The organism is Hydrogenophaga sp. UC242_50 (assembly GCF_042697355.1).
Lineage (GTDB): Bacteria > Pseudomonadota > Gammaproteobacteria > Burkholderiales > Burkholderiaceae_C > Hydrogenophaga.
Genome location: NZ_CP170553.1, coordinates 316,614 through 341,085 on the forward strand (window position 1 = coordinate 316,614; position 24,472 = coordinate 341,085).

At 70.4% G+C, this 24,472-nt stretch carries 27 protein-coding genes; 12 read left to right on the plus strand and 15 right to left on the minus strand.

All coding sequences use genetic code 11. The features are described 5' to 3' along the window. Positions 1-8: 8 nt before the first annotated feature. Genes ACFJGX_RS01595 through trpE form a run of 4 tightly spaced genes read right to left on the minus strand, consistent with a single transcriptional unit; the run spans position 9 to position 3,916 of the window. Positions 9-647, minus strand: a complete 639-nt coding sequence (locus tag ACFJGX_RS01595) for a LysE family translocator (RefSeq protein ID WP_382322943.1) — start codon at positions 645-647, stop codon at positions 9-11. Between the two features lie 13 nt (positions 648-660). Further along, positions 661-1,818: a GntG family PLP-dependent aldolase gene (locus tag ACFJGX_RS01600; protein WP_382322942.1), complete on the minus strand. Its 1,158-nt coding sequence runs from the start codon at positions 1,816-1,818 to the stop codon at positions 661-663. Then, the gene (locus tag ACFJGX_RS01605) at positions 1,815-2,405 is read right to left on the minus strand and encodes an anthranilate synthase component II (protein ID WP_382162681.1); all 591 of its coding nucleotides are present in this window, start codon (positions 2,403-2,405) and stop codon (positions 1,815-1,817) included. The genes ACFJGX_RS01600 and ACFJGX_RS01605 overlap by 4 nt, the downstream gene beginning before the upstream one ends. Continuing rightward, the gene (gene trpE / locus ACFJGX_RS01610; RefSeq protein ID WP_382322941.1) at positions 2,402-3,916 is read right to left on the minus strand and encodes an anthranilate synthase component I; all 1,515 of its coding nucleotides are present in this window, start codon (positions 3,914-3,916) and stop codon (positions 2,402-2,404) included. Before trpE ends, ACFJGX_RS01605 begins: the two co-directional genes overlap by 4 nt. 417 nt (positions 3,917-4,333) lie before the next feature. On the opposite strand from trpE, the gene ACFJGX_RS01615 reads away from it, so the two are divergent. Further along, a complete protein-coding gene (locus ACFJGX_RS01615) occupies positions 4,334-4,927 on the plus strand; it encodes a chalcone isomerase family protein (protein ID WP_382162686.1) in 594 nt (197 codons plus the stop codon). A gap of 91 nt (positions 4,928-5,018) precedes the next feature. Next, positions 5,019-6,143, plus strand: a complete 1,125-nt coding sequence (locus ACFJGX_RS01620; protein ID WP_382322940.1) for an ABC transporter substrate-binding protein — start codon at positions 5,019-5,021, stop codon at positions 6,141-6,143. 6 nt (positions 6,144-6,149) lie between these two features. Here the strand turns inward: ACFJGX_RS01620 and gph are convergent, their stop codons facing one another. Continuing rightward, positions 6,150-6,785, minus strand: coding sequence for a phosphoglycolate phosphatase (gene gph / locus ACFJGX_RS01625; protein ID WP_382325845.1), 636 nt, complete (start codon positions 6,783-6,785; stop codon positions 6,150-6,152). 122 nt (positions 6,786-6,907) lie between these two features. After that, on the minus strand, positions 6,908-7,597 hold the full coding sequence (gene rpe / locus ACFJGX_RS01630) for a ribulose-phosphate 3-epimerase (protein ID WP_382322939.1): 690 nt from the start codon (positions 7,595-7,597) through the stop codon (positions 6,908-6,910). Between the two features lie 104 nt (positions 7,598-7,701). Between rpe and apaG the strand changes: the two genes are divergently transcribed. The 7 genes from apaG to ACFJGX_RS01665 all read left to right on the plus strand — a co-directional run bounded on the left by apaG (position 7,702) and on the right by ACFJGX_RS01665 (position 13,340). Next, positions 7,702-8,097 (plus strand): Co2+/Mg2+ efflux protein ApaG, encoded by a 396-nt coding sequence (gene apaG, locus ACFJGX_RS01635; protein ID WP_291117488.1) that lies wholly within the window; start codon positions 7,702-7,704, stop codon positions 8,095-8,097. 41 nt (positions 8,098-8,138) lie between these two features. After that, positions 8,139-10,187, plus strand: a complete 2,049-nt coding sequence (locus ACFJGX_RS01640; RefSeq protein ID WP_382327603.1) for a site-specific recombinase — start codon at positions 8,139-8,141, stop codon at positions 10,185-10,187. Further along, entirely contained in the window at positions 10,180-11,151 is a 972-nt protein-coding gene (gene thiL, locus ACFJGX_RS01645; protein ID WP_382327605.1) for a thiamine-phosphate kinase, read from the plus strand. Before ACFJGX_RS01640 ends, thiL begins: the two co-directional genes overlap by 8 nt. A gap of 22 nt (positions 11,152-11,173) precedes the next feature. Continuing rightward, positions 11,174-11,692: a phosphatidylglycerophosphatase A gene (locus ACFJGX_RS01650; RefSeq protein WP_382162700.1), complete on the plus strand. Its 519-nt coding sequence runs from the start codon at positions 11,174-11,176 to the stop codon at positions 11,690-11,692. A 2-nt stretch (positions 11,693-11,694) separates the two neighbouring features. Continuing rightward, a complete protein-coding gene (locus tag ACFJGX_RS01655; RefSeq protein WP_382322938.1) occupies positions 11,695-12,183 on the plus strand; it encodes a CinA family protein in 489 nt (162 codons plus the stop codon). Between the two features lie 5 nt (positions 12,184-12,188). Next, positions 12,189-12,623, plus strand: coding sequence for a hypothetical protein (locus ACFJGX_RS01660; RefSeq protein ID WP_382327607.1), 435 nt, complete (start codon positions 12,189-12,191; stop codon positions 12,621-12,623). A gap of 204 nt (positions 12,624-12,827) precedes the next feature. Beyond that, positions 12,828-13,340 carry a hypothetical protein gene (locus tag ACFJGX_RS01665; protein WP_382322937.1) on the plus strand — a complete coding sequence of 171 codons (513 nt, stop codon included), beginning with the start codon at positions 12,828-12,830 and terminating at the stop codon, positions 13,338-13,340. Here the strand turns inward: ACFJGX_RS01665 and ACFJGX_RS01670 are convergent. Further along, positions 13,330-14,484 (minus strand): Acg family FMN-binding oxidoreductase, encoded by a 1,155-nt coding sequence (locus tag ACFJGX_RS01670; protein WP_382322936.1) that lies wholly within the window; start codon positions 14,482-14,484, stop codon positions 13,330-13,332. The genes ACFJGX_RS01665 and ACFJGX_RS01670 overlap by 11 nt on opposite strands. Then, entirely contained in the window at positions 14,484-15,533 is a 1,050-nt protein-coding gene (locus ACFJGX_RS01675; RefSeq protein ID WP_382327609.1) for an NAD-dependent epimerase/dehydratase family protein, read from the minus strand. Before ACFJGX_RS01675 ends, ACFJGX_RS01670 begins: the two co-directional genes overlap by 1 nt. A gap of 102 nt (positions 15,534-15,635) precedes the next feature. Here ACFJGX_RS01675 and ACFJGX_RS01680 point away from each other — a divergent pair, with 102 nt between their 5' ends. Both ACFJGX_RS01680 and ACFJGX_RS01685 read left to right on the plus strand, forming a co-directional pair. Further along, on the plus strand, positions 15,636-16,526 hold the full coding sequence (locus tag ACFJGX_RS01680) for a LysR family transcriptional regulator (protein ID WP_382322933.1): 891 nt from the start codon (positions 15,636-15,638) through the stop codon (positions 16,524-16,526). A gap of 52 nt (positions 16,527-16,578) precedes the next feature. Further along, positions 16,579-17,250 (plus strand): glutathione S-transferase family protein, encoded by a 672-nt coding sequence (locus ACFJGX_RS01685; RefSeq protein ID WP_382162718.1) that lies wholly within the window; start codon positions 16,579-16,581, stop codon positions 17,248-17,250. A gap of 10 nt (positions 17,251-17,260) precedes the next feature. Here ACFJGX_RS01685 and ACFJGX_RS01690 read toward each other — a convergent pair whose 3' ends face one another. The 4 genes from ACFJGX_RS01690 to ACFJGX_RS01705 all read right to left on the minus strand — a co-directional run bounded on the left by ACFJGX_RS01690 (position 17,261) and on the right by ACFJGX_RS01705 (position 21,535). Next, positions 17,261-19,525, minus strand: coding sequence for a molybdopterin cofactor-binding domain-containing protein (locus ACFJGX_RS01690; protein WP_382327611.1), 2,265 nt, complete (start codon positions 19,523-19,525; stop codon positions 17,261-17,263). Positions 19,526-19,536: 11 nt separating this feature from the next. After that, positions 19,537-19,998 carry a (2Fe-2S)-binding protein gene (locus ACFJGX_RS01695; RefSeq protein ID WP_382322931.1) on the minus strand — a complete coding sequence of 154 codons (462 nt, stop codon included), beginning with the start codon at positions 19,996-19,998 and terminating at the stop codon, positions 19,537-19,539. A gap of 98 nt (positions 19,999-20,096) precedes the next feature. Beyond that, positions 20,097-20,669 carry a TetR/AcrR family transcriptional regulator gene (locus tag ACFJGX_RS01700; RefSeq protein WP_382322930.1) on the minus strand — a complete coding sequence of 191 codons (573 nt, stop codon included), beginning with the start codon at positions 20,667-20,669 and terminating at the stop codon, positions 20,097-20,099. Positions 20,670-20,725: 56 nt separating this feature from the next. Continuing rightward, entirely contained in the window at positions 20,726-21,535 is an 810-nt protein-coding gene (locus ACFJGX_RS01705) for a UPF0149 family protein (RefSeq protein WP_382322929.1), read from the minus strand. A gap of 67 nt (positions 21,536-21,602) precedes the next feature. On the opposite strand from ACFJGX_RS01705, the gene ACFJGX_RS01710 reads away from it, so the two are divergent. Further along, positions 21,603-23,222: an FMN-binding glutamate synthase family protein gene (locus tag ACFJGX_RS01710; RefSeq protein WP_382322928.1), complete on the plus strand. Its 1,620-nt coding sequence runs from the start codon at positions 21,603-21,605 to the stop codon at positions 23,220-23,222. Positions 23,223-23,228: 6 nt separating this feature from the next. Here the strand turns inward: ACFJGX_RS01710 and ACFJGX_RS01715 are convergent, their stop codons facing one another. From ACFJGX_RS01715 to ACFJGX_RS01725, 3 genes are read right to left on the minus strand one after another with little or no spacing between them, the layout of a single operon-like run. Then, positions 23,229-23,585 carry a GFA family protein gene (locus ACFJGX_RS01715; protein WP_382322927.1) on the minus strand — a complete coding sequence of 119 codons (357 nt, stop codon included), beginning with the start codon at positions 23,583-23,585 and terminating at the stop codon, positions 23,229-23,231. A 31-nt stretch (positions 23,586-23,616) separates the two neighbouring features. Continuing rightward, entirely contained in the window at positions 23,617-24,081 is a 465-nt protein-coding gene (locus tag ACFJGX_RS01720) for a DUF1772 domain-containing protein (RefSeq protein WP_382322926.1), read from the minus strand. After that, positions 24,078-24,467, minus strand: coding sequence for a DUF488 domain-containing protein (locus tag ACFJGX_RS01725; RefSeq protein WP_382162739.1), 390 nt, complete (start codon positions 24,465-24,467; stop codon positions 24,078-24,080). Before ACFJGX_RS01725 ends, ACFJGX_RS01720 begins: the two co-directional genes overlap by 4 nt. Positions 24,468-24,472 lie beyond the last annotated feature (5 nt).

The window sequence follows — 24,472 nt, forward strand, 5'->3', positions numbered from 1 at the left end:
GGGTCTCTTTACGGGGCGGGATGGTCGGTCAAGGCCAGTTTCAGGCCGAAGCCGATGAAGAGCACGCCGGCGGCGCGGTCGAGCCAGTGCATGGCGCGGCGCACCAGGCTCACGCGGTTCGCGGCCCAGGCCGCGAGCCAGGCGTAGCCCAAGGTCACGGGCAGGGCATTGAAGCTGAACAGCACGCCCAGGGCCAGGAAGGCCAGGGTCTTGTGGCTGGCGTCGGGCGCGATGAACTGCGGCAGGAAGGCCAGGAAGAACAGCGCCACCTTGGGGTTGAGCACGTTGGTGAGGAAGCCGCGGCGGAACACGCGGCCTAGGTCCGGCTCGGCGGGGGCGGCGTCGGGCGCCCAGCCCGGGGTGGACGCGCGCAGCAGGCGCACGCCCATCCACAGCAGGTAGGCCGCGCCGACGAACTTGACGACCGTGAACGCCGTGGCCGAGGCCGCCAGCAGGGCGCCCAGGCCGACGGTGGCGATCGCCACATGCACGAAGCAGCCCGCGAAGATGCCGAGCGCGGCCACCATGCCGGCGCGCACGCCGCCGCGCAGCGAGTTGCTCACGATGTAGAGCACGTCCGGGCCGGGCGTGAGGTTGAGCAGCCAGCCGGCCACGATGAAGAGCAGGAGTTGCGGCCAATCGGGCATGGGACGCTCCGGCTCAGTAGACGGCGGTGCCGGCGGCGCGCGCGGCGGGCGCGGTGCCGCCCTGCGCGAAGAAGGCCCGGGTGCTCGCGATCGCGCGGTCGATGCCGGCCGTGTCCACGTCGAGGTGTGTCACGAAACGCAGCCCGATCAGGCCGGTGGCGAGCACGCCATCCTTCGCGAGGTGGGCCAGCAGGTCGGGCCCACGCCCGCCGGCCACATCGACGAACACGATGTTGGTCTGCGCGGAGCGCACGCTCAAGCCCTCGATGCCGGCCAGGCCCTGGGCCAGGCGCAGCGCGAGCGCATGGTCGTCGGCCAGGCGGCGCACGTGGTGGTCCAGCGCGTGGTGCGCGGCGGCCGCCAGCAGGCCCGACTGGCGCAGCCCGCCGCCCAGCATCTTGCGCCAGCGCAGCGCGCGGCGGATCAGGTCTTCCGAGCCGCACAGGGCCGAACCCACGGGCGCGCCCAGGCCCTTGCTGAAGCAGACCGACACGCTGTCGAAGCGGTCGACGATGCCGCGCACCGTCTGGTAAGGGTCGCCCCCACGCTCCCCCACTGCGTGTGGGTCGCTGCCCCCCGAGGGGGCTGCCTCGGCTTGGAGCGGTCCTGCGCCGAGGCGAGGGTCACCACCGGCCGCCACCGCCGCGTTGAACACGCGCGCGCCATCCAGGTGCACCGCCAGCCCGTGCTCGCGCGCCAACGCCGTGGCGCCGTCGAGGTAGTCGGCCGGCATGGGGTGGCCGTTCCAGGTGTTCTCCAGGCACAGCAGGCGCGTGCGGGCGAAGTGCGGGTCGTCGGGCTTGATGGCGGCGGCGATGTCGGCCAGCTGCATCTGCCCGCTGGCGTTCTGCGCCAGCGGCTGCGGCTGGATGCTGCCCAGCACCGCCGCGCCACCACCTTCGTAGCGGTAGGTGTGGGCGTTCTGGCCCACCAGGTACTCATCGCCGCGCTCGCAGTGCGCCAGCATCGCGCACAGGTTGCTCTGCGTGCCGCTGGGCATGAAGAGCGCGGCCTGCTTGCCGGTGATGGCGGCGATGCGCTCCTGCAACGCCTGCACCGAGGGGTCGTCGCCGAACACGTCGTCGCCCAGGGGCGCGGCCATCATGGCCTCGCGCATGGCGGCGGTGGGTTGGGTGACGGTGTCGCTGCGCAAGTCGACGGTGGTGTTCATGCCTGCTCCAGGAAGTTCTTGAGCATGGCGTGGCCGTGCTCGGTGAGGATGCTCTCGGGGTGGAACTGCACGCCTTCGATGGCCAGTGTCTTGTGTTTCACGCCCATGATCTCGCCATCCGGCGTCCAGGCCGTGACCTCGAGGCAATCGGGGCAGCTCGCGCGCTCGATGGCCAGCGAGTGGTAGCGGTTCACGGTGAACTGCTCGGGCAGGTTCGCGAACACGCCCTGGCGCGTGGTGGTGATCGGCGAGGTCTTGCCGTGCATCAGCTCCTGCGCGCGAACGATCTTGCCGCCGAAGGCCGCGCCGATGCTCTGGTGCCCCAGGCACACACCGAGGATGGGCAGCTTGCCCGCGAAGTGCTGGATCGCCGCGACCGAAATGCCGGCCTCGGCGGGCGAACACGGCCCTGGCGAAATCACCAGGCGATCCAGTTGACCGGCGGCCAGGCGCGCATCGATCTCCTCCAGCGTGATCTCGTCGTTGCGGAACACGCTGACCTCGGCACCGAGTTCGCCGAAGTACTGCACGATGTTGTAGGTGAACGAGTCGTAGTTGTCGACCATGAGCAAGCGGATCGGCTTCATTCCAGGCCCTCCTCGACCAGTTCGGCGGCGCGCAGCAGCGCGCGCGCCTTGTGTTCGGTTTCCCTCCACTCCATCTCGGGCACCGAGTCGGCCACCACGCCGGCCGCGGCCTGCACGTAGAGCGTCTGGTCCTTGATGATGCCGGTGCGGATCGCGATGGCCACGTCCATGTCGCCGGCGTAACTCAGGTAGCCGCAGGCGCCGCCGTAGATGCCGCGCTTGGTCGGCTCGAGCTGGTCGATCAGCTCCATGGCATGCACCTTGGGCGCGCCGGTGAGCGTGCCGGCCGGGAAGGTGGCCTTGAGCACGTCCATGCTGCCCACGGGCTGGCCGTCCGGACCCTCCACCAGGATGCCCTCGACGTTGCTCACGATGTGCATCACGTGGCTGTAGCGCTCCACCGCGAAGGCCTCGGTCACCTTCACGCTGCCGGTCTTGGCGATGCGACCGATGTCGTTGCGCGCCAGGTCGATCAGCATCACATGCTCGGCGCGTTCCTTGGGGTCGTTGACCAACTCGGTCTCGGTGGCTTTGTCCTGCTCGGGCGTGGCGCCGCGCGGGCGCGTGCCCGCCAGCGGGCGGATGGTGATCTTCTGGCCCTCGGGCGTGTGCTCCTGGCGCACCAGAATTTCCGGCGAAGCCCCCACCACGTGGAAATCCCCGAAGTGGTAGTAATACATATAGGGAGACGGGTTGAGCGAGCGCAGCGCGCGGTACAGGCTCAGCGGCGACTCGGTGTAGCGCTTCTTGATGCGCTGGCCCACCTGCACCTGCATGAAGTCACCGGCGGCGATGAGCTCCTTGGCGCGCTCGACCGCCGCGAGGTAGTCGGCCTTGGCGAAGTCGCGCTCGGCCGGGTAGCTCTGGCTGGGCTTGACCACCGGCGCGCTCACCGAGTACTTCAGCGCCTCGCGCAGTTCGCGCAGCCGCTTCTTGGCGTTGGCGTAGGCCTCGGGCTGGGCCGGATCGGCGTACACGATGAGGTAGAGCTTGCCCGAGAGGTTGTCGATCACCGCCAGTTCTTCGCACTGCAGCAGCAGGATGTCGGGGCAGCCCAGGGTGTCGGGCGGGCAGCTGTTCTCCAGCTTCTTCTCGATGTGGCGCACCGCGTCGTAGCCGAAGTAGCCGGCCAGGCCGCCGCAGAAGCGCGGCAGACCGGGGCGCAGAGCGACCTTGAAGCGCTTCTGGTAAGCGGCGATGAAGTCCAGCGGGTTGCCGTGCGCGGTCTCGACGACAGCGCCGTCGCGCACCACCTCGGTCTTGGCCTCGGCGCCGAAGCCGCTGGCGCGCAGCAGGGTGCGCGCGGGCAGGCCGATGAAGCTGTAGCGCCCGAAGCGCTCACCGCCCACCACCGATTCGAGCAGGAAGCTGTGTCTGCCGTCACCGCGCCCGTGCGCGAGTTTGAGGTAGAGCGAGAGCGGGGTTTCGAGGTCGGCGAAGGCCTCGGCCATCAGCGGGATGCGGTTGTAGCCCTGCTGGGCCAGGCTCTTGAATTCGAGTTCCGTGATCATGTTCGTTCTTTCCATCGGCCACACGCCGGGTCATCGTCGACGCATCGGGTGGGGCTGGGGTCCATGCCATCCGGGGAAACATCCGCCGGGTTCGGGGTGGGGTGACAGTGGCGGCGTGGAACGCGCGCGGACTGTGCAAACCCCGGGGGAAGGTGCACGTTTACGCTGGCTTGCGCCAGGGCCAGGCTCCCCGGCCATTGCGGCTCGGCAGACCACCTGAAAAGGATGTGCGTGGGTTGAACATGGAAGGCGCAGTGTAGCAAAGCGCCATGACCGTGTCCCACATCACGCGCCCAAGCTTTGGTTCTACGGCCAAACCCTGATGTCCGGCACAGGCTCGGCAAGGACAATCCTGGCGAAACGAACGGGTGTTCGTTTTTTTACGCGCCATCGCCCTCGCCCACCCGGACACACCCCATGAAAACACCGTTGATGCCCACCCTCGCCCTGGTCTTTGCCCTGCTCGGCATGGGTGCGGCGCAGGCCGCCACCGTCGACCTCGCCGGCGTGAAGCTCGAAGACCGCGCCACCGTCGCCGGCAGCCCGCTGGTGCTCAATGGCGCCGGCATCCGCTACAAGGCGGTGTTCAAGGTCTACACCGCCGGCCTGTACCTCGGGGAGAAGGCGAGCACCCCCGAGGCGGTGCTCGCGACCAAGGGCCCCAAGCGCATCAGCATCACCATGCTGCGCGACATCGACTCGGCCGAGCTGGGCAAGCTGTTCTCGCGCGGCATGGAAGACAACATGGACCGCAGCGCCTTCTCCAAGCTCATCCCGGGTGTGCTGCGCATGAGCCAGGTGTTCAGCGACCACAAGAAGCTGCAGGCCGGCGACAACTTCCTGGTGGACTGGGTGCCCGGCACCGGCGCCGTGCTCACCATCAAGGGCAAGGTGGAAGGCGAGCCGTTCAAGGAGCCCGAGTTCTACGACGCCCTGCTGCGCATCTGGCTGGGCCCCAAACCGGCCGACCACCTGCTCAAGGACGCCCTGCTGGGCAAGCCGGCACGCTGACCCGTCCGCGCGACGCGCGGCCCCCATGCGCCGCCGAACGGGCGGTCCGGCCCGCCAGAATGCGGGTCATCCCCTCTACGCCGCATTCACTATGATCCGTCGCAACCTGATGGCCGCCCTGGCCGCCGCCCTCCTGCCCGTCACCGGCCTGCCCCAGGACAGCGGCGACATCGTGGTGGCGCAGATCGGGCCGTTCACCGTGCTGCCCGCGCCGGACCCGAAGGAGCTTAACGAAGGCATCACCGCCGCGCTGGACGAGATCAACGGCCGCGGTGGCATCCAGGGCCGGCGCATCTCGCTCGTCAAGCTGGACGACACCTACACCTTCGACGGCTTCCGCCAGCAGCTGGGCACGGTGATGGCGCAAAAGCCGGTGGCGCTGCTGACGCCGCTGGGCTCCGCCACCCTCAAGGGCCTGCTCGACAGCAAACTGCTGGACACCACCGACATCGTGATCCTCAACGCGGTGCCGGGCGCCAGCGTGCTGCGCTCGCCGGGGCACCCCAAGCTGTTCCACATCCGCGCGGGCGACGAGCAGCAGATCCACAAGATCGTGACGCACGCGCGCACGCTGAGCATCCGCTCCATGGGGGTGCTGCACCAGAACATCCCGATCGGCTCCTCCGGCCTGGCCTCGGCGCGCAGCGCGGCGGCCGAGCTGGGTGGCATCGAGATCGTGGAGGCGCAGTCCGCCACCGACGCCGCGGCGCTCGCGCAGGCGGCCAAGACCCTGGCCGCCGCCAACCCGCAATCGGCCCTGGTGGTGGGCGCACCCAAGTTCTCGGGCGAGGCCATTGCCGCGCTGCGGGCGGCGGGGGTCTCGCAGCAGATCTTCAGCCTGTCCTACCTGCCCGCACCGGCGCTGATGAAATTCGCGGGCACCGGCGCGCGCGGCGTGGGCCTGTCCCAGACCTTCCCCAACCCCATGGGCGCGACGCTCCCGCTGCAGCGCGATTTCCGCGCAGCGATGCGCAAGGTGCACCCCACGCTGATGGACTACACCACCTTCCACATGGAGGGCTACATCACCGCCCGGGTGTTCGCCGAAGCCGCCAAACGCAGCCGCAGCCTCAATCCCTCGGGCATCGCGCAGTCGCTGCGCGCCATGGGCGAGGTCGACCTCGGCGGTTTCCGCGTCAACTTCGCCAAGAGCAACCTGGGCAGCAACTGGGTGGACATCGGTGTGGTGTCCGGCGACGGCAAGCTGCTTTACTGATCGTCTTCAGGCCCCTGCCTGCAGCAAGCCGGGCAGGCCGTCGAGGCGGTCCACGAAGGCATCGGCGTCGACCCCGCGCACCGGCTCGCCGTGGTTGTAGCCGTAGGTCACCAGCACCACCGGGCAGCCGGCAGCTCGCGCGGCCAGCGCATCGTTCTGCGAATCGCCCACCATCAGCGTTTGCGCCGGCACCGTGCCCAGGGCTTCACAGGTCTTGAGCAGCGGCAGCGGGTCGGGCTTGGTGCGCTCGAAGCTGTCGCCGCCGAACACGTGGGCAAAAAAGTCCGCCAGGCCCTTGGCTTGCAGCAGCGGGCGCGCGAAGTTCAGCGGCTTGTTGGTCAGGCAGGCCAGCGGCAGGCCCCGCTCGCGCAGCGCCGCGAGGCCCTCGACGACACCGGGGTAGACCGCGCTGTGCTGGCCGTTGATGGCCAGGTAGTGCGCCTGGTAGCGCGTCCAGGCTTCGGGCTGCAGGCGGGCGGCCTCGTCGGCACCAAGCCCGCCGTGCAGCAGCGCCGAGCGGATCAGGTGCGCCGAACCCTTGCCCACCATGCGCTCGATGTCGGCGCGGGCGACGACCGGGCGGCCCAGGTCCTTGAGGGCTTCATTCAGGGCGACGTCGAAGTCGCCCAAGGTGTCGACCATGGTGCCGTCAAGGTCGACGATCAAGGCCCCCACGCTCCACCGCTGCGCGGGTCGCTGCCCCCCGAGGGGGCTGGCCGGGCTTGGGAGCGGCCCGGCGCCCAGCCGGGCGTCGTCGATGCTTCTCATTGGAGCGCCGCGCGCATCTGGTCGATCACGGCCTTGTAGTCCGGCTTGCCGAAGATCGCGCTTCCGGCCACGAAGGTGTCGGCCCCTGCGTCGGCCACGCGGCGGATGTTGTCGGCCTTGATGCCGCCGTCCACCTCCAGGCGGATGTCCTTGCCGCTGGCCTCGATGCGCCGGCGCGCGTCCTCGATCTTGCGCAGCGCGGAATCGATGAAGCTCTGGCCGCCGAAGCCCGGGTTCACGCTCATGATCAGGATCAGGTCGATGTCGTCGATCAGCCAGTCCAGCACGTCCAGCGGCGCGCCGGGGTTGAAGGTCAGGCCGGCCTTGGCGCCCTTGGCCTTAATGGCCTGCACGCTGCGGTGCACGTGGGTGCTCGCATCGGGATGGAAGCTCACGAGATCGGCGCCGGCGTCGATGAAGGCACCGGCCAGCGCGTCCACCGGCTGGATCATCAGATGCACGTCGATCGGCACCGGCGTGCCGTCGGGCTTCTTGGCATGCGGCTTGAGCGCCTGGCAGATCATGGGCCCGAAGGTCAGGTTGGGCACGTAGTGGTTGTCCATCACGTCGAAGTGGATCCAGTCGGCGCCGGCGGCGATGACGTTCTTCACCTCGTCGCCCAGGCGGGCGAAATCGGCGGACAGGATGGAGGGGGCGATGCGGTGCTGGACGGGAAGCTGGGACATGGGCAACCTGGCTGGTGGGGAATGAGTGGGCGCGGGATCGGGCCAAAGACCCCCATTCTCGCAGGGCCACCGCGTTGACGCAGGCGCGCGGTAACATGCCGCCCATGCCGAAATACCTGTTCACCTGCGAGGTCGAACCCCAGTTCCTGAGCGAACAGTCGTCGCCCGACGAAGACGTGTACGCCTTCGCGTACACCATCACCATCACCAACGCGGGCGAGGTGCCGGCACAGCTGATCGCGCGCCACTGGATCATCGACGACGCGCGCGGGCAGACCGAGCAGGTCAAGGGCCTGGGCGTGGTCGGGCACCAGCCCCTGCTGCGGCCCGGAGAATCCTTCCAGTACACCAGCGGCACGCGCCTGGCCACGCCCACGGGCACCATGCGCGGCAGCTTCTTCTGCGTGGCCGAAGACGGTGAGCGTTTCGAGGCCGAGGTGGCCGAGTTCGCGCTGCGCGCCCCGGGCTCGGGCGACGCACCGGCGCGGGTGCTGCACTGAAACCCGGCGCCCCGACACGCGGCCCCCACTCCGACGACCGCATGCCCACCTCCACCCCGCTCGACACCCTGGACCCGGACGCCCCGCTGGCGCTGCGCCACCTGTGGCTGATCGGCGCGCTGCGCTGGGTGCGCGGCGAAGAGGCCGACGTGCAGGCCAGCGTCGGCCGCGTGCGCCTGTTCCTCGACACCGTGCAGGGCGATCCCGCCGTGCAGGCGCGCTGGCGCCGCTGGTGGGGCCGCTTCATCGCCACCGTGGACCTCACGCCGCTGCTGGCCGACCACGGCTTCGCGCCGCGCACCGCCTTTCTGAGCGAATTCGGCAACCGGCTGCGCAAGAAAGTGCTGCCGGGCACGCCCGAGACCACCGACATGGCCGAGCTGTTCGACCTGCTGCTGTCCGCGCGCTTCGACGTGCGCTGGCTCAAGGCGCTCGACAGCGACACCCTCAAGCGCCTGCGCAGCCTGCTGATCGCGGCGCCGGCCGACGAGGCCCCGGCCGCCGACTCGCCCGCCGGCTTCTGGCAGACCGCGCTGATGGACGCGCTGATCTTCTGCGTGAGCCAGATCAGCGCCACCGGCTTCGCCTCGGAAATCCGCATCCGCATGTCGCCCGAGGCGCAGGCCCAGCGGCCCTTCCACGAGCTGCCGGCCGATTTCGAGGCGCTGCGCCGTGCCGTGAACAGCCACGGCGCACGCAGCCCCGAAGCCCTGGCCGCCGCCGATGTGCTGCGCCAGCAGCTCGACGCCTGCCGCCACGCCGCCTACACCGTGTACTCGCACCTGGAAGAGCACGGCGTGTCGGTCGGCATCGTGTTCCGCCTGCGCCAGCTGCGCGAACGCATCGTGCGCGTCAAGGAGCTGCTGGACTGCCTGCAGTCCGAGCAGCCCGAGCGCGCCACCGCCGCGCTGCTGGCCGACCTGGCCCAGGTCGGGCTGGACAACCGCAGCGTGCGCTCGCTCATCGCCAGCAGCTCGCACCTCACCGCGGCCAAGGTGGCCGAGCGCAGCGCCGAGAGCGGCGAGCACTACATCACCCGCAACGCCGCCGAGTACCGCGAAATGGTGCGCAAGGCGGCCGGCGGCGGCGCCATCATCGGCCTGACGACCTGGATCAAGTTCCTGCTGTACGGGCTGGGCCTCACCGCGTTCTGGGGCGGCTTTGCCGCCGGCCTGAACTACGCCGCCTCGTTCGTGCTGATCATGCTGCTGCACCTCACGGTCGCAGCCAAGCAGCCCGCCGTGACCGCGCCAGCCATGGTCGCCAAGCTGCGCGACATCAAGGCGCCCGGCGCGGTGCGCCGCTTCGTCGACGAGGTGGCGAACCTGTTCCGCTCGCAGATCGCCGCCATCGTGGGCAACGTGGGCCTGGTGATCCCCGTGGTGGTGCTCATCAGCCTGGGCCTGCAGCTGCTCACCGGCCAGGCCATGGTGAACGAGGACAAGGCGCACCACGTGCTCAACGACATCCACCTGCTCGGCCCCACCGTGTTCTTCGCGGCCTTCACCGGGGTGCTGCTGTTCGCCTCCAGCATCATCGCCGGCTGGGTCGAGAACTGGTACGTGTTCCACAACCTGGACTCGGCCATGCAGCACAACCCGCGCTTCACCGCCGTGCTCGGGCGCGAGCGCGCCGCGCGCTGGGCCGATTTCATGCGCCGCAACATCTCGGGCCTGGCGGCCAACATCTCGCTGGGCTTCATGCTCGGCCTGGTGCCCGCGTTCGCGGCCTTCTTCAGCCTGCCGCTGGACGTGCGCCACGTCACCCTCTCGGCCGGCCAGGTCACGGCCGCGGCCATGGCGCTGGGCTGGGACGTGTTCACCGAGCCCGCCTTCTGGTGGGCGGTGGCCGGTGTGCTCGCCGTCGGGCCGCTCAACCTGGGCGTGAGCTTCTACCTCGCGTTCCGCCTCGCGCTGCAGGCGCAGAACATCAGCGAGGTCAATCGCCAGCTGATCCGCGCCGCGATCAAGCGCCGCATCCGCGCCGCGCCGCTGAGCTTCCTGATTCCGCCCCGGGCCGCGCGCCGCGGCGAAGACGACGAACCCCCTGCCCCGGCACCCTCGGCCGGTTCGCCCCAAGCGCATGGGTGAGTTCGAACTGATCCGCCGCCATTTCCAGCGCGCGCCAGCGACCGGTGGGGACGGCGCGGTGGTGCTGGGCATCGGCGACGACTGCGCCCTGCTGCAACCCAGCCCCGGCCACCAGCTCGCGATCTCCAGCGACATGCTGGTCGAGGGCCGGCATTTTTTCGCCGACGTGGACCCCGAAGCGCTGGGCCACAAGGCGCTGGCCGTGAACCTGAGCGACCTCGCCGCCATGGGCGCGCGCCCGCTGGGCTTCACGCTCGCGCTCGCCCTGCCCCACGCCGACAGCGACTGGCTCGCGCGCTTCGCGCAAGGGCTGTTCGCGCTGGCCGATGCGCACGCCTGCCCGCTGGTGGGGGGGGACACCACGCGCGGCCCTCTCAACCTCTGCATCACCGTCTTCGGCGAGGTGAAACCCGGCCAGGCGCTGCGGCGCGACGCCGCGCGCGCGGGCGACGACCTGTATGTGAGTGGCCGCACCGGCGAAGCCCGGCTGGCGCTGGAGCAGCTGCGCGGCACCGAATGGGCCGGCACGGCCGTGGAGGCCGAAGCGCGCGCGCGGCTGGAGCGGCCCACACCGCGCAACGCCCTGGGTGTGGCGCTGTCGGCCGTGGCGGGCGCGCACGCCGCGATCGACCTGAGCGACGGCCTGGCCGGCGACCTCGGCCACCTCCTGCAGGCCAGCGGCGTGGGCGCCGAGATCCACCTGCCGGCCCTGCCCGTGGCCCCTGCGCTGCAAGGCCTGCCCGAGGCGCGGTGGCTCGAATGCCTGCTGGCCGGCGGCGACGACTACGAGCTGCTGTTCACCGCCGCGCCCGAAGCGCGCGAGGCCATTGCCCAGGCCTCGGCCGACAGCGCCACGCCGGTCACGCGCATCGGGCGCATCACGGCCGCCCCGGGCCTGCGCCTGCTCGGCGCGGCGGGCCAGGAGGTGCCACTCGGCGCACAAGGCTTCGACCATTTCGCCTGAGTGCCCGCCCGATAATCCCCGCATGCCCGACACCGCCAACGACGCGCCGCTCACCCGCCCGACCTGGCGTTTCCTGCTTGCCCACCCCGCCCACTTCCTCGCGCTCGGCGCGGGCGCTGGCCTGAGCCGCCTGGCGCCGGGCACGGCCGGCACGCTCTGGGCCTGGGTCGCCTTCCTGCTGCTGGACCCGCTGCTCACGCCGCTGACCTGGGCGGTCGTGATCGCCGCGGCCACGCTCGCGGGCTGGTGGGCCTGCACCGTCACCGCGCGGCACCTGCGCGTGGCCGACTCCGGCCACATCGTGTGGGACGAGGTGGTCGCCTTCTGGCTGGTGCTCTGGATGATCTCGCCCAGCGGCTTCTGGGCCCAGCTTGCGGCGTTTCTGATCTTCCGGCTGTTCGACATGGTCAAGATCGGCCCCATGGCCTGGGCCGACCGGACCTTCAAGGGCTTCGGCCCGCGCGGCGGCTTCGGCATCCTGCTCGACGACTTCGCCGCCGCTTTCTGCACGCTCATCGTCATCGCCTTGTGGAGGCTCTGAACATGCCCGACACCACCACCGCCCTGGTCGAACAACTCGCCGCCGCCCTCAAGGCGCGCGGCCTGATGATCGCCACGGCCGAAAGCTGCACCGGTGGCCTGATCGCGGGTGCCTGCACCGAGCTCTCGGGCTCCAGCGACTGGTTCGAGCGCGGGTTCGTCACCTACTCCAACGCCGCCAAACACGGCCTGCTCGGCGTGCCGGCCCTGCTGATCGAGCGGCACGGCGCCGTGAGCGAGCCGGTGGCGCGCGCCATGGCCTCGGGCGCGCTGGCGCACTCGCCGGCCCAGCTCGCCGTGGCCGTGACCGGCGTGGCCGGCCCCACCGGTGGCAGCGCCGAGAAACCGGTGGGCACGGTGTGGTTCGGCTGGGCCACGCCCGAGGGCGTGTTCACCGAGCACCAGCGCTTCGACGGCGACCGCGCCGCCGTGCGCCAGGCCACGGTGCGCCATGCGCTGGCCGGCCTCCTGCAACGACTGCCCCGCACCTGAAGCCCATGGAACCGTTCAAGAACCTCATCGGCCCGGCCACCGTCGTCAACGCCGGCCACCACCTGCGCCGCGCCTGGCCGACATTCGACCGCAAGCGCTTCGAGGCCCAGGCCGCCACCGGCCTGGAACAGCTGGAGTTCAAGGCCCGGGCCATGCAGCTGGCCGACGCGCTGGAAGCCACACTGCCCGACGACTTCAACGCCGCCTGCGAACTGCTGGAGGCCAGCCTCGCGCCCCCCTGGCCATGGACGCCCAGGGCGAACCGCTCAAGCTCGGCGAGGCGCGCGACGAGCACGGCATCGGCGGCTGGGCCCTGTGGGCGGTCGGCGAATTCGTGGCGCGCCGGGGCGTGGCCGACGAAGCGGCGGCCCGGCGCGGCCTGGCCTGCCTGCACGCGGTCACGCAGCGCTTTACCGCCGAGTTCGCCATCCGGCCGCTGATCCAGCGCCACCCCGCCCTGGCCTTCGACACCCTGGGCCAGTGGGTGAACGACCCGAGCGCGCACGTGCGTCGGCTGGTGAGCGAAGGCAGCCGCCCGCGCCTGCCCTGGGGCCTGCGGCTGCAGGCGCTGGTGCTGGACCCGGCCCCCACCCTGCCCCTGCTGCGCGCGCTGCAGGACGACCCCAGCAGCTACGTGCGCCGCAGTGTTGCGCAACCACCTCAACGACATCGCCAAGGACCACCCCGACCTGGTCGCGGGCTGGGTGCGCGACCACCTGATCGACGCGCCCGATGCGCGCAACGCGCTGCTGCGCCACGCCAGCCGCGGCCTGATCAAGGCCGGCCACGCGCCCACGCTGGCGGCCTGGGGCCTGGGCAGCGGCCTGCAGGGCGAGGCCACGCTCGCGCTGACGGCGAAGCGCGCGGCGGTCGGCGGCGAGATCGGCCTGCGCGTGCAACTGCGCTCCAGCGCGCGCCAGCCCCAGTCGCTGGTCGTGGATTACGCCGTGCACCACGTGCGCGCCAACGGCAGCGCCTCGCCCAAGGTGTTCAAGGGCTGGAAGCTCACGCTCGCGCCCGGCGAAGAACGCGCGCTGGAAAAGCGCCACAGCCTCAAGCCCGTGACCACGCGCACGCTCTACCCCGGCACGCACCTCATCGACCTGCGGGTCAACGGCGTGGCGCTCGCGGAGGCGGCGTTCGAACTCAAGCCTTGAGGATGTGCGCCGCGAGACCGCGCCGGGGCGAGGGCCCGATCACCGGCGCATAGCCCAGCCGGGCCCACATCTGCACCGTGAAGCGCGGTGCCGGCGCACCCAGCAGCCGATGGATCTCGTTGTATGGCCCTATCTGCTCGGGGTACTCCTGCAGCGCCTGCGACAGCGGCTGCATCGACAGGCCCGCGGCGGTGGCGGCGAGTTGGGCCCGCACATAGGCGCGGCCCGCGTTGATCTGCGTGCAGCGGTCGTTGCCCTCGGTCACCAGCCAGAAGAAGGCGGGCGTGTGCTCGATCCGGGTGTTGAAGTCCTGGATCTGGGTCGTCGTCGACGTGCCGTCGGGCGCGGGCACCTCGCGGCGGTCGAACAGGCCCAGGGCCACGAGCGCGCGCACCATCGGCGCGTTGAGCGAAATGCCGTCGCGGTGCCGCGCGATCTCCTGCGGGCCCACGCGCAGCACCTGGAGCGACTCCATCACCGTGCGCGGCGTGACCAGCTCGATGCGCCAGGCTTCGCGGGCGATGCGGCGGTGCCGCGCCAGCGCCTCCGACTGCGCGGCACCCACGAAACCGACCCGCATCGGATAAGCCTGCACACTGGCGCTGATCGCCTCCAGGGCAGCGGCATCGGGTTCGCGCGCCTCATAGGCCTCGCGGTTCGTGCGGCGGTGGAAGATCTGCGCGAACAGTGGATCGGGCGCCACCGACGCCTCGGGCACCAGGCGGATGCGCGCGGTCGGCCGTGCATCGACCGTCTCGGGGCCGAAGGCGCCCTGCGGGAACAGCTCGATCTGCGCGCGCAGGCCCTTCTCTCGCGCCGCCAGGTCGAGCAGTTCGATGAAGCAGCCCTGGCTCATCATCATCTGGCGCGAATGCGGGTCGGTCTGGGGCAACAGGCGGCTGCGGTCGATGAACAGGGTGATCTCGTCGGGCACGCCCAGGTCCACCAGCCAGGACTGCAGGTTGTGCGAGTGCGGCGCGAGCAGCGCGTGCCCCACCAGCCAGCGGCGCACGTCGGTCTGCTCGCCCGGCCCCTGCCAGGCGGCAATGGCCTCGGGCGGCAGCGCGCTGTCGCAGGCGCCCAGGGTGACGGCGACCGCGCCGCCGCCCGCAAGGCGGATGAAGCGCCGGCGGTCCATGGACATCAGGCCCGCGCGGGCAACGCGGTCACGCCCTCGGCGCCCAGCAGCGCCAGGCCCTGCAGCGTGTGTTCCAAGGCCTGCGGCCAGGGCGTGTGCGGCTCGCTGCCGATCCGCTCACGCAGGCGGCGGTTGTCCAGCCGGTGGGTCTGGTTCCAGAGATAGCGCAAGGCGGCCAGCGCGCCCAGGGTCGGCATGCCAGGCCGAGCGCGCGGATCAGCGGCCAGGGCATGCCACCCACGCGCAGCGCCTCGTTCTCGCGCAGCCAGCCTTGCTCGCGGGCCAGTGGCTGCAGGGCATTCACCCAATCGCGGCCCGTGAGCGTGTGGCCGCTGAAGTGCAGCGACTCGAACGCGGGCAGGGTCTCGCGCACACGCGCCAGGGCGACGAAGGTCTGCGCCAGGTCGGGCAGGTAGGCCCAGGGCGTGCGCAACGTCCAGCGGACCGGGAAACACCAGCTTGCCGCGGCGGATGCCGGTGAGCATCGCGCGGTCCAGCCAGGTGCCCTGGCCCTGCCCATAGAAATTGCCGGCGCGCACGATCACCGCGCGCAGTTCCCCGCGTTGCGTGGCCGCCTCCAGCCGCTCTTCCATCTCGGTGCGCACGCGGCCCATGGCCATGGTCGGCCGGTACGGTGCGCCTTCGAGCAGCACCGCCGGCATGCCCTGGCCGAAGTTGTAGACGTTGCCCGGCAGCATCAGCGTGGCGGCCAGCGCGCGCGCCACGGCCATGCCACTTTGCAGCAGGGGCCCGTTCTCCCGCTCCCAGGCCGGGCGGGTGTACTGGTTGGGGTTGAGCGCGTGCACCACCACCGTGGCGCCGCCCGCCTGCCGCACCCGCGCCACCAGGTCGGCGACGGCCTGCGGCGTGTCCACCGCCTGCGCCAGCCATTGCACACCGGCCACCGTGGGTGCCTGTGCACCGGGGCGCATCTGCGCCAGCACGCGCCAGCCGTCGCGCGCGAAGGCCTGCACCGCGGCCAGGCCCAAGCGGCCGCGACCGCCGAGCACCAGCACCGTGCCGGCAGGGGAGGAAGAAGAGGGCATGGTTTTCATGAGGAACTCCGCGAAACACCGACCACCGGCGCCATGGCATCGATTGTGGAAACAGATCGCCCCATTCACAATGGGATGAAACTGAACATCAGCCATGCACAAATGAATACCGGTGATTTCAACTGGACCCTCATCCGCTCCTTCCTCGCGGCGCTCGACCGGGGCAGCCTGATGGCCGCCGCGCGGGCCCTGGCCACGACCCAGCCCACGATGGGTCGCCACATCGGCGAGCTCGAAACGCAGCTCGGCGTGGTGTTGTTCGAGCGCACCGGCCGTGGCCTCGTGCCCACGGCGCACGCCCACCGGCTGGCCGAGGCGGCGCGCGCGATGGCCAGCGCGGCCGACCAGCTCGCGCGCCAGGCTTCGGGCGCGCAGCAGGATGCGCGCGGCTCGGTGCGCATCAGCGCGAGCCAGCCCGTGACCTGCGTGCTGCTGCCGCCGGTGCTGTTGCAGTTGCGCCAGGCCCACCCGGACATCCAGGTGGAGCTGGTGTCGAGCAATGCCGTGAGCAACCTGCTGCAGCGCGAGGCCGACATCGCGCTGCGCATGGTGCGCCCCGACCAGGCCACCCTGCTGTGCAAAAAGGTCGGCCAGGTGGCCCTGGGCACCTACGCCCACCGCGACTACCTGCGCCGCCGGGGCACGCCGCGCACGCCGCAGGATCTGCTGGCGCACGACCTGGTGGGCAACGATCGCCAGACCGACATCCTGCGCGGCTTCGCGGCCATGGGCTACCCGATGCAGCGCGAGAACTTCGCCGTGCGCACCGACGACCTCAACGCCTACCAGGCCGCGGTGGACGCGGGACTGGGTGTGGGCTTTCTGGCTCGCTATGTGGCGCGCCGCAACCCCGACCTCGTGCCGCTGCTGCCGATGCTGCCGATCCCGCCGCTGCCGGTGTGGCTCGCGGTGCACCGCGAGATCCGCAGCAACCCGCGCATCCGCCAGGTGTGGGACTTCCTGGCGCAGGCCCTGCCGCCGGCCCTGGCCTGAACGCAGCCCCTACACTGGCACGGCACCACCCCCATTTGAAAGGCAGCCCTTCATGCTCACGGTCCACCACCTGAACAACTCGCGCTCGCAGCGCGTGCTCTGGCTGCTCGAAGAGCTGGGCGTGCCGTACCAGATCGAGCGTTACGAGCGCGACCCCAAGACCATGCTGGCGCCGGCCTCGCTGCAGAAGGTGCACCCGCTGGGCAAATCGCCCGTGGTGACCGACGGCAAGGCCACGCTGGCCGAATCGGGCGCGATCCTGGAGTACCTGGTCGAGACCTACGGCGAAGGCCAATTCGCGCCCGCGCACGGCACACCGTCCTTCCTGCGCTACCGCTACTGGCTGCACTACGCGGAAGGCTCGCTGGCCACGCCGCTGCTGCTGCAACTGGTGTTTGACCAGATCGAGCGCAAGAGCCCCTTCATCGTGCGCCCGGTGGCGCTGGGCATCTCGTCCCAGGTCAAGAAGCTGCTCGTCACGCCCAACCTCAAGCGGCACTTCGACTACCTCGAAGCCGAGCTGGCGGAACACGGACCCTGGTTCGCCGGACGCTCGTTCAGCGCGGCCGACGTGCAGATGAGCTTCGGCATCGAAGCCGCCGCCGCGCGCGGCCTGCTGAAGAACCGGCCCAAGCTCGCGGACTGGCTGCGCCGCATCCACGAGCGGCCCGCCTACCAGCGCGCGCTGGCACAGGGCGGGCCGTTCGACCTCGGCACGTTCTAGACCGGCCGCGTCACGCCAGCTTGAACGGCAGTTCGCGCAGCGGCCTGCCGGTCAGGCTCGCGATGGCGTTGGCGAACGCCGGCGCCAGCGGCGGCAGACCGGGTTCGCCCACGCCGGTGGGCGCGTCGGCGCTGGGCACGAGGTGCACCGCGATGGCCGGCATGTCGGTGATGCGCGGCACCGCGAAGTCGCCGAAGTTGCTCTGCTCCACCACGCCGTCCTTCAGGGTGATGGCCGCGCCCGGCAGGCACATGGACAGGCCCATCAGCGCCCCGCCCTGAATCTGCGCTTCCACGCTCTTGGGGTTCACCGCGAGGTTGCAGTGCACACCGGCCGTGACCTGGTGCAGCTTGGGCGTGCCGTCGACCACCGAGGCCTCGACCACGTAGGCCACCACCGAGTCGAAGGACTCGTGCACCGCCACGCCCCAGGCGCGGCCGGCGGGCAGGGCCTTCTTGCCGTAGCCGCTTTTGTCCACCGCGAGCTGCAGCGCGGCGCGGTGGCGCACGGCCTTGTCGTCCATCAGCTTCAGGCGGTAGGCCACTGGGTCCTGTTTCGTGGCGCGCGCGATGTCGTCGATCAGCGTCTCCATCACGTAGCCGGTGTGCGTGGAGCCCACGCTGCGCCACCACAGCACCGGCACGTTGAGCTTGGGGTGGTGGGCCGAGAGGCGCATGGGCACGCTGTAGGGCTTGCCCATGCCTTCGACCATGGTCTCGTCCACGCCGCCCTTGACCATCATGGGTTCGAAGAAGGTGCCGGCCATGATGGACTGGCCCACGATCACGTGGTCCCAGGCCAGCACCTTGCCCTGCGCGTCGAAGCCGATCTCGGCGCGGTGCAGGTGCATGGGGCGGTAGTAGCCGCCGCGCACGTCGTCTTCGCGGCTCCACACCGTGCGCACCGGCGCGCTCAGGCCGGCGGCCTGCGCGGCTTTCGCGATGGTGCAGGCCTCGACCACGAAATCGCTGGTGAGCAGGCCGCGCCGGCCGAAGCCGCCGCCGGCCATCTGCACGTTCATCGTCACCTGCTCGGGCTTCACGCCCAGCGTGCGCGCGGCCGCGGCCGTGTCCAGCCCCGGCATCTGGGTACCGGTCCACACGGTGGCCTTGGCGGCGGCGCCGCTGCCGGTGAGCTGCACCGTGCAGTTCAGCGGCTCCATGGGCGCGTGCGCCAGGTAGGGGAACACGAACTCGGCGCTGATCTTGTGCGGCGCGTTGGCCAGCGGCGCCATGTCGGCGTCGTGCTTGATGTGGCCGGTCTTGGCGGCCAGGGCGCGGTAGCTCACGAGCTGCTGCGCGCTGTCCACCTTCTCGCGGCCGGCGTCGTTCCACTGCACCTTCAACGCATCGCGGCCCTGCTTCGCGGCCCAGTAGCCCTCGGCCACCACGGCCACGCCTTCGCCGCCATCGTGCAGCGGCACACGCAGCACGGCCTTCACGCCCTTCACCGCGCGCGCGGCCGCGTCATCGACCGAGGCCACCTTGCTGCCGAACACCGGTGGGTGCTGGAGCACGGCGGTGAGCATGCCGGGCAGGCGCACGTCCATGCCGAAGCCCTGCCGTCCGCTGGATTTCGCCTTCGCGTCCAGCCGCGTCGTGGGCTGGCCGATCAGCTTGAAGCGCGACGGGTCCTTGAGCGTGACCTGCACCGGCACCGGCTGCTGCATGGCGGCGTCGGCCAGGGCGCCGTAGCCGAGCTTCTTGCCGCCGGGGCCGATCACCACGCCGCGCTCGGTGCGCAGCGAGGCCACCGGCACGTTCCACTGCTTCGCGGCGGCCGCCAGCAGCATGGCGCGCGTGCGCGCGCCGAGCTCGCGGTACTGGGTGTACGAGTGCTTGACCGCCGTCGAGCCGCCGGTGATCTGCATGCCGAAGGCCGGGTCGTTGTAGGCCGGGTCGGCGTTGCCGTGCACGGCCTGCACGCGGCTCCAGTCGGCGTCCAGCTCTTCGGCCAGCACCATGGCCAGGCCGGTGTGCGTGCCCTGGCCGAACTCCAGGCGGTTGACGGTGACGGTGACCGTGCCATCGCGCGCGATCTTCACGAAGGCGGCGGGCTGCTGGTCGGGCTTCAGACCGGTGGCGGCGGGGGCCGCACCCTGCTGGGCGCTGGCGATGAGGGGGTAGGCGCCCAGCGCGAAACCGGAGGCGGTGGCGATCTTCAGGAAGCTGCGGCGCGCGATGCCTTCAGGCGCCTCGGCGTCCTCCAGGCGGTGGGCCAGCGCGGGCGGCAGGTGGGCGCGAATCTGGTCGGCGGTGTGGGTGTGCAGGTGCATGGGGTGTCCTTTCAGGCCAGCGTGCGGGCCGCGTCCTGGATGGCGATGCGCACGCGCGCATAGGTGCCGCAGCGGCAGATGTTGCCGGCCATGGCACCGTCGATCTCGGCATCGCTGGGTTTCGGGTTGGCCTTGAGCAGCGCGGTGGCGCTCATGATCTGGCCGCTCTGGCAGTAGCCGCACTGCGCCACGTCGGCCTTCACCCAGGCCTGCTGCACGGCCTGGCCGACGCGGTCGGTCGCCACTGCTTCGATGGTGGTGATCTTCTGCCCCACGGCCGAGGCGATGGGGGTGACGCAGGAGCGGATGGCCGCGCCGTTCAGGTGCACGGTGCAGGCACCGCAAAGCGCCGCGCCGCAACCGAACTTGGTGCCGGTCATGCCCAGGGTGTCTCGCAGGGCCCAGAGGATGGGGGTGGATTCGTCGGCGTCGACGCGAACGTCCTTGCCGTTGATGTTGAGCGTGGTGGGCATGCGTGGGTTCTCCTGTCGTGGGTTGAAGTGCCGGTACACCAGTGAATGAATGTTCATTCGCTTTATAGTGAAAAACGGTGTCGAAGAAAAGTCTTTTCTCAGGCTTTGATGCCATCCCAGCAAAGACCGAAGGCCTGCGCCAGCGCGGCCTCGGTGTCTTGCAGGTCGCCGCTGCGCAGCAGGTTGGCGGTGTCGCGCACCGAACCGAAGAAGCTCGCGGCCAGCAGCATGGTGGGCACGTCCTTCACGATCTGCTGCGCCCGCGCCTCGTCGAAAAAGCCCAGGCAGCCGCTGGCGAAACGCGCCGAGAACTGGCGCGAGGCCTCGCTGAACCAGGGCGAGTTGTAGTACTGGTCCATGAACACCGCCTCCGGGTAGTGCGCCAGTCGGTGGCGCAGCAGCCGGGTCCAGTTCTGCTGGATGCGGCGGCGGAACGGCACGGACGGATCGATGCCAGTGTCGATCAGCGCGCTCAGCGCACCCTTGACCTGCTCGTACAGCGCGTTGAGCAGCTCTTCCTTGGAGCGGTGGTAGACGTACAGCGTGCCGGTGGCGAGGCCCGCCTCGCGCGCGATGCCGGCCATGGTCAGCCCGCTCAGGCCAACGCGCTCGACCAGCGCCAGGGTGGCGCTGGCGATGGCCTGCTGCTTGTCGTCGTCCTTGGGTTTCATGAGGGCGCGATCTTAAGCGAATGAATGTTCATCCGTCAACCGCGCCCGGACGGCCGTCAGGCCCCGTGGCATTTTTTGTATTTCTTGCCGCTGCCACAAGGGCAAGGATCGTTGCGGCCCGGCGTGGCCTCCTTGCGCACCGGCTCCACGCGCGGGCCCAGGCTCTTGCCGATCTGGTGCAGGTCGTAGACCGCCCAGATGGCGGCGCCGAAGGCGTTGAGCCGGTCGTCGCTCACGCTGGGCGGGCCGTCCTCGGCGTGCATGTTCACCGTGGGGGTGTCGGTGTCGTCCTCGGTCAGCTTGACCACCTTCTCGAGCGCCTCGTCGATCCAGGCGGCGGTCTCCTTGTCGCGCGGCGGCTCCCAGTCCTCGCCGAAGTTCTCCACCACGAACATGAAGCCCAGCGCCCACACCTGGGCGTAGGCCGGCAGCTCCTGGTCCTGGAACTCGGCGCGCTCTTCGTCCGGCAGCGCGGCCACGGCGCCGCGCACATCCATCAGCTCGGGGTGGTAGCTGCGCTCGTCTTCCAGCGTGTCCACCGGTGCGGCCAGCGATGCCGCCACCTCGGCCTCGCGGCGCGACCACAGGTCCATGAAGCGCTCGTACTGCGCGGTGTCGCTGAAATGCGTGCCGTCGTCCTGCGGCGCGGTGGGCAGCGGGCCGGTGCCCAGCAGCACGGGCAGCCACTCGGCGGGCTCGATGGGGCGGCGCGTGCACAGCAGCGCGGCCATCGCGCCTTCGCAGAACTCCCACTGCGGCACCTCGTCGCCGCGCGTGCGCAGGTCGTCCAGGATGGCGTCGAGCGCGTCGTAATCGTCGTGGTCCAGCGCGCCGGCCGGGTCGGAGGGGGTGTTCGTCGTTGTCATGGTGCAAAGAAGCCGGGGTTTTATGATGCCCCGCAGTGTATTCCCCGGTGCACCCACGAAAGCCCGCATGCTCGACCGCCTCAACGCCCTCTACCCCGTGCGCTACACGGCCTTCGCGCTCTGCGTGCTGTTCGGGCTGCTGAGCCTGTTTACCCTGGTGGCCTTCGGGGTGGGCGGGTTCACGTTCCTGGTGTTCGGGGCCCTGTCGGCCGTAGGCCTGTGGGACCTGCGGCAGACCAAGAGCTCGGTGCTGCGCAACTACCCGGTCATCGGGCACCTGCGCTTCATGCTGGAGAAGATCCGGCCCGAGATCCGCCAGTATTTCCTGGAGAACGACACCGACGCCACGCCGTTCTCGCGCAGCCAGCGCAGCCTGGCCTACGCGCGCGCCAAGGGCGAGACCGACAAGCGCCCCTTCGGCTCGCAGCTGGACATGAACGCCGACGGCCACGAGTGGCTCAACCATTCGCTGCAGCCCAGCACCCTGGCCACGCACGACTTCCGCGTGCTCATCGGCGGCGACACCTGCACCCAGCCGTACGACGCCAGCATCTTCAACATCTCTGCGATGAGCTTCGGCGCGCTCTCGGCCAACGCGATCCAGGCGCTCAACGCCGGTGCGAAAAAGGGCGGCTTCGCGCACGACACCGGCGAAGGCTCGATCTCGGCCTGGCACCGCCTCAACGGTGGTGACCTGATCTGGGAGATCGGCTCGGGCTACTTCGGCTGCCGCGATGAAACCGGCCGCTTCAGCCCCGAACGTTTCCAGGCCAACGCGATCGACCCGCAGGTGAAGATGATCGAGATCAAGCTCAGCCAGGGCGCCAAGCCGGGCCACGGCGGCGTGCTGCCCGGCCCCAAGGTCACGCCCGAGATCGCTGCGGCGCGCGGCGTGCCGGTGGGCATCGACTGCGTCTCGCCCTCGTCGCACAGCGCGTTCACCACGCCGATCGAGATGATGCATTTCATCACCCAGTTGCGTGAACTCTCGGGCGGCAAGCCGGTGGGCTTCAAGCTGTGCATCGGCCACCCCTGGGAATGGTTCGCCATCGTCAAGGCCATGCTGCAGACCGGCGTGCGGCCCGACTTCATCGTGGTCGATGGCGCCGAGGGCGGCACCGGCGCGGCGCCGCTGGAGTTCACCGACCACGTGGGCGCACCGCTGCAGGAAGGCCTGCGCCTGGTGCACAACACCCTGGTGGGCGTGAACCTGCGGGAACACATCAAGGTGGGCTGTGCCGGCAAGGTGGTGAGCGCCTTCGACATCGTGCGCGCCATGGCCATCGGCGCGGACTGGTGCAACAGCGCGCGAGGCTTCATGTTCGCGCTGGGTTGCATCCAGGCGCAGAGCTGCCACACCGGCCACTGCCCCACCGGCGTGACCACGCAGGACCCGGTGCGCCAGCAGGCGCTGGTGGTGCCCGACAAGGCCCAGCGCGTGTTCCATTTCCACCAGAGCACGCTGATGGCGCTGCAGGAACTGGTGCAGGCCGCCGGGCTGCAGCACCCGCGCCAGATCACCTCGCACCACCTGGTGCGCCGCGTGAGCGAGAACGAGGTGCGCCTGCTGGCCAACCTGCTGCCCTCCACGCCCCCCGGCGCGCTGCTGACCGACCTGGCGGCGCAGCACGCGGTGTTCACGACCTATTGGGAGCGGGCCAGCGCGGAGCGGTTCAGCCTGGCCTGAGGCCCGTCACGCGTCCCGGCCGTTGTACTCGTGGACCGGCACCGTGCTCAGGTCCAGCCCCTCGATGCAGCGCAGGTTCACGGCCGCCATGGCGTTGCCCTTGGGGTCCACCCCCTCGGCGTAGGGGTGCATGCCGCAGGTGGGGCAGAAGCGGTGCTTGATGAGGTGTTTGTTGAACAGGTAGGTGCTGGCCGCGTCCTCGGGGGTTTTCAGCGTGAACTGGTCGCGGGGCACGAACCAGAGCAAGGACCCTTTGCGGGAACAGATCGAGCAGTTGCAAGACAGGGCGCTGCCGATCTCGCCCTCGACGTCGAACGCGACCTTGCCGCAATGGCAACTGCCGGAATAGCGTGTGCTGGCCATGGGAACCTCGCTCGGTGATGGTTGGGGGATGTCAGTTGTAGCAAACCAGGACCGCACACGCCGCGGCCACCAGCGCCGCCGCGGTGCGCACGTGGTTCCAGCGCGTCCATTCGCGCACGTAGGTCGGCCAGTAAGCCGCCGCGTCGGACGACGCCGCCTCCAGGCGCGCTAGGCGGTTGTTGCGCGGCACGTTGAAAGCCATGGTCACGCCGAAGGTGCCGAGCGCGTAGAGCAGGCCCCCGGCGAGCAGCGCGGCCGACCCGGCCATCACGGCCACCACCACGCAGGCGATGGACAGCAGCAGCGTGCCCATGAACGCCCCCATGAACCAGGGGTTGATCACCACGATGTTGATGCGCTGCATGGCGGCCACGCCCTGCGCGGCGGGCAACTGCGCCAGGGCCTTCATCACGAATGTGGAGAAGCCGTAGAACACGCCCCCCACCGTGGCCGCGCCGAGCGCGGTGAGCAGGGCCAGCAGGTCCGTGCCGCTCATGGCTCGACCTTCGCGCCCTTTTCCCGCAGCAGCTCGCGCAGCACCGAACGGTGGCAGTGCGATTCGTCCTCGCAGTAACAGCCGACGGAAAAATCCGAGCGGTGCGACAGCGCGGCGAGCAGCTCCAGGTTGCGCGCGTTCTCGGGCGCGGCCATCTCGGCGCGGTATGTCCGCGTGAAGGCGCTCCACTGCGCGGCTGTCTCGGCGGACTGGCCGAGCTTCATGGTCTCCACGCTGGGCGCGAGGTTGGGGTACCACACGTCGTACCAGTTGCCCGAGGCGAACTCGGTCTTGGGCACGCCGCGCGGCGGCCGCCGCACCGTGCCGATGCGGGTGCCCTCGCCCGCCGCCCTGTCGCTGCCCAGTCGAACCACCCGAATGGCGATGGCCG

Bases quoted from the DNA above. Each gene is read 5' to 3' on its own strand.
- ACFJGX_RS01595 (WP_382322943.1), bottom strand. From the start codon at position 647: ATGCCCGATTGGCCGCAACTCCTGCTCTTCATCGTGGCCGGCTGGCTG.
- ACFJGX_RS01600 (WP_382322942.1), bottom strand. From the start codon at position 1,818: ATGAACACCACCGTCGACTTGCGCAGCGACACCGTCACCCAACCCACC.
- ACFJGX_RS01605 (WP_382162681.1), bottom strand. From the start codon at position 2,405: ATGAAGCCGATCCGCTTGCTCATGGTCGACAACTACGACTCGTTCACC.
- trpE (WP_382322941.1), bottom strand. From the start codon at position 3,916: ATGATCACGGAACTCGAATTCAAGAGCCTGGCCCAGCAGGGCTACAAC.
- ACFJGX_RS01615 (WP_382162686.1), top strand. From the start codon at position 4,334: ATGAAAACACCGTTGATGCCCACCCTCGCCCTGGTCTTTGCCCTGCTC.
- ACFJGX_RS01620 (WP_382322940.1), top strand. From the start codon at position 5,019: ATGATCCGTCGCAACCTGATGGCCGCCCTGGCCGCCGCCCTCCTGCCC.
- gph (WP_382325845.1), bottom strand. From the start codon at position 6,785: ATGGTCGACACCTTGGGCGACTTCGACGTCGCCCTGAATGAAGCCCTC.
- rpe (WP_382322939.1), bottom strand. From the start codon at position 7,597: ATGTCCCAGCTTCCCGTCCAGCACCGCATCGCCCCCTCCATCCTGTCC.
- apaG (WP_291117488.1), top strand. From the start codon at position 7,702: ATGCCGAAATACCTGTTCACCTGCGAGGTCGAACCCCAGTTCCTGAGC.
- ACFJGX_RS01640 (WP_382327603.1), top strand. From the start codon at position 8,139: ATGCCCACCTCCACCCCGCTCGACACCCTGGACCCGGACGCCCCGCTG.
- thiL (WP_382327605.1), top strand. From the start codon at position 10,180: ATGGGTGAGTTCGAACTGATCCGCCGCCATTTCCAGCGCGCGCCAGCG.
- ACFJGX_RS01650 (WP_382162700.1), top strand. From the start codon at position 11,174: ATGCCCGACACCGCCAACGACGCGCCGCTCACCCGCCCGACCTGGCGT.
- ACFJGX_RS01655 (WP_382322938.1), top strand. From the start codon at position 11,695: ATGCCCGACACCACCACCGCCCTGGTCGAACAACTCGCCGCCGCCCTC.
- ACFJGX_RS01660 (WP_382327607.1), top strand. From the start codon at position 12,189: ATGGAACCGTTCAAGAACCTCATCGGCCCGGCCACCGTCGTCAACGCC.
- ACFJGX_RS01670 (WP_382322936.1), bottom strand. From the start codon at position 14,484: ATGTCCATGGACCGCCGGCGCTTCATCCGCCTTGCGGGCGGCGGCGCG.
- ACFJGX_RS01675 (WP_382327609.1), bottom strand. From the start codon at position 15,533: ATGAAAACCATGCCCTCTTCTTCCTCCCCTGCCGGCACGGTGCTGGTG.
- ACFJGX_RS01680 (WP_382322933.1), top strand. From the start codon at position 15,636: ATGAATACCGGTGATTTCAACTGGACCCTCATCCGCTCCTTCCTCGCG.
- ACFJGX_RS01685 (WP_382162718.1), top strand. From the start codon at position 16,579: ATGCTCACGGTCCACCACCTGAACAACTCGCGCTCGCAGCGCGTGCTC.
- ACFJGX_RS01690 (WP_382327611.1), bottom strand. From the start codon at position 19,525: ATGCACCTGCACACCCACACCGCCGACCAGATTCGCGCCCACCTGCCG.
- ACFJGX_RS01695 (WP_382322931.1), bottom strand. From the start codon at position 19,998: ATGCCCACCACGCTCAACATCAACGGCAAGGACGTTCGCGTCGACGCC.
- ACFJGX_RS01700 (WP_382322930.1), bottom strand. From the start codon at position 20,669: ATGAAACCCAAGGACGACGACAAGCAGCAGGCCATCGCCAGCGCCACC.
- ACFJGX_RS01705 (WP_382322929.1), bottom strand. From the start codon at position 21,535: ATGACAACGACGAACACCCCCTCCGACCCGGCCGGCGCGCTGGACCAC.
- ACFJGX_RS01710 (WP_382322928.1), top strand. From the start codon at position 21,603: ATGCTCGACCGCCTCAACGCCCTCTACCCCGTGCGCTACACGGCCTTC.
- ACFJGX_RS01715 (WP_382322927.1), bottom strand. From the start codon at position 23,585: ATGGCCAGCACACGCTATTCCGGCAGTTGCCATTGCGGCAAGGTCGCG.
- ACFJGX_RS01720 (WP_382322926.1), bottom strand. From the start codon at position 24,081: ATGAGCGGCACGGACCTGCTGGCCCTGCTCACCGCGCTCGGCGCGGCC.